Source organism: Thermovirga sp., from assembly GCA_012523215.1.
Taxonomy (GTDB): domain Bacteria; phylum Synergistota; class Synergistia; order Synergistales; family Thermovirgaceae; genus 58-81.
In genome coordinates, this window is the sequence record JAAYIZ010000194.1 from 1 (window position 1) to 2,398 (window position 2,398).

4 protein-coding genes and 1 riboswitch are annotated in these 2,398 nt (G+C 53.7%); all 4 genes read left to right on the forward strand.

The window, feature by feature from the left end:
* The coding region (locus GX108_05305; protein ID NLO56454.1) for a sodium-dependent transporter at nt 1-205 on the forward strand (205 nt) is incomplete at its 5' end.
* Nucleotides 206-320: 115 nt separating this feature from the next.
* A riboswitch (glycine riboswitch) is annotated at nt 321-434 on the forward strand.
* 261 nt (nt 435-695) lie between these two features.
* Entirely contained in the window at nt 696-938 is a 243-nt protein-coding gene (locus GX108_05310) for a hypothetical protein (protein NLO56455.1), read from the forward strand.
* Nucleotides 939-1,003: 65 nt separating this feature from the next.
* Nucleotides 1,004-1,321, forward strand: a complete 318-nt coding sequence (locus GX108_05315) for a thioredoxin (GenBank protein NLO56456.1) — start codon at nt 1,004-1,006, stop codon at nt 1,319-1,321.
* A gap of 34 nt (nt 1,322-1,355) precedes the next feature.
* Nucleotides 1,356-2,398: beta-aspartyl-peptidase (locus GX108_05320; protein ID NLO56457.1), on the forward strand; the 1,043-nt coding region annotated here is incomplete at its 3' end.

Consider the following 2,398-nt stretch of genomic DNA (forward strand, 5'->3'; position numbering starts at 1 on the left):
CTTCCTGGCCTCCAATATTTTGCTCCCCCTCGGCGGCCTGTTCATAGCCCTCTTTGTGGGCTGGTTCTGGACCGAGGGCGCAAAGCAGGAAGTGACGAACGATGGCACCGTTCCCTTCGGAATCTACCCTTTCTGGCTCTGGGCATGCCGTGTGGTTGCTCCCATAGCCATTGCCTACATCTTCATCACTGGGCTCAAGTGGTAAGATTCACGCAGTCTTTGTTCCATGCTTTGCGGGGGCCTTTGGCCCCCGCTTTTTTTTTGAACCCCCTCGTTGACCTTTCCCTTTCATCATGAGAAAATCAACTTGGAGCTTTTGGATGAAGGCCGCAAGAGATACCCTCGTGTCTTTTTATTAATGGTACGAGGGAGCCGAAGGGGCAAGTGCCGAAAAGGGACACGAAACTCTCAGGCCAAAGGATTGCGGACGGACAAGTCTCTGGACAGGCGCGGGAGAACAAAAGGGTCGTAGCCTTCTTCCGCACAGCTGTTTCTGGACAGAGAACCCACCTATTCGATGAATAGGGGGTTTTTTGGTGTTCCAGGAGATCGAATGCCTTACGAATAATGCCCGGCTTTGAAACATTTCCTCGAAAGCCACCTTCGTTGAAGGTGGCCCTTTATGCGTTCTGACCCTCGCAAGAGACCGAGTCCATGCTGGTTGGCTGCTCCTGACTCATCCGCTTTACGGGAATGTGCAGCCTTCCCAGCAACTTTTCAGAAGCATCCTCGTCGGCCTGCCCGACGAAACCAGTGGGGTCGATCACGAGTCTTTATCCATCCTCGAGAGAGCCATAGGCTTGTACAGATCCCGGGGATCAACCTCCGGAAATTCCACCGAAGAAAACCGTTACCTTGAAGACTATGCCACTCTCGACGTTTACCTGCTGTATGACAGCATGGAGAGGTATGGTCTGCTGAAAAAGCAACGCCCGTAGCAATAAATATGCAAAGAATCTGGGATACTCCTAAGGGCGGAGAAAGCCGAAGGGAGGTGAAAAGATTGATCGAACTGAACAAGGAAAACTTCGAAGAAGAGGTCCTGAACAGTGACCTTCCGGTGCTGGTGGACCTTTGGGGTCCGAAGTGCGGTCCCTGCCTGGCGTTGATGCCGCAGGTGGAGGAAATTTCCCGGGAATTCGAGGGCAAAGTGAAATTCTGCAAGCTCAACGTTGTGGAGAACCGCAAACTTGTCATTTCCCTCAGGGTCATGGGAGTGCCGACCTTCCTAATCTACAAGGGGGGGGAGATCATCGACAGATTGAGCGGAGCTGAAGCAGCGCCTGACGCGATCAGGGCCAAGGTCGAGAAGTTGGCTTGATAGCGATCGGTATTTCGAAAGGGGGGAAACCTAATTGGAACTCAAGATCCAGAAAGTCGCAGTAAAATCCCTGGTGGAGGGAGACAAGACTTCCTTCGATGCCGGGACCCTCAGGGTGAACAGCCAGGAAATAGTCGACATGCTGATGAAAGACCAGAGGTTCTCCAGCGTCAGGGTTGAGCTTGCCCGGCCGGGGGAGAGCACGAGGATCCTCCCGGTCAAGGATGTGGTCGAACCAAGGTGCAAGCTCGATGGTCCGGGAGAAGTTTTCCCCGGCTTCATCGGCGACGTCGAGACGGTCGGCGAAGGTACCACCCTTGCCCTGAGCGGTGCGGCGGTTGTTACCTGCGGAAAGATCGTGGGCTTTCAGGAAGGGATCATCGACATGTCGGGTCCCGGAGCGGAATATACGCCCTTTTCTAAAACGCTCAACTTGGTGCTTGTCGTTGAACCCGTCGAAGGTCTTGAAAAGCACGAATACGAATCAGCCTGCCGGCTTGCCGGATTAAAAACGGCCCACTACCTTGCGGCCGCGGCGAAGGGAGCGACCGGGGGGGAAGTAGAGACCTACCGCCTTCCGAATTTTGCCGAGGCCATGACATCCTTCCCGGGTCTTCCCAAGGTGGCCTATCTGTATATGTTGCAGTCCCAAGGGCTACTTCATGACACCTATGTCTACGGTGTCGATGCCAAGAGGATCATCCCGACCCTCATTCACCCCAATGAGGTTATGGACGGGGCCATTGTCTCCGGAAACTGTGTTTCTGCCTGCGATAAAAACAACACCTATTCCCACCAGAATAACCCTATAGTTCAGCACATGTACAAAAGTCATGGCAAGGATTTCAACTTTGTCGGCTGCGTCATTACCAATGAGAACACTACCCTGGCCGACAAGAAGCGCAGTTCCTCCTATGCCGTGAAACTGGCAAAAATGTTAGGTGTTCAGGGCGTGATCATAAGCGAGGAAGGCTTCGGCAACCCCGATACGGATCTGATCATGAATTGTCGTAAGGCTGAGCAGAGCGGGATCAAGACCGTCCTCGTCACCGATGAATACGCCGGTAGGGATGGGGC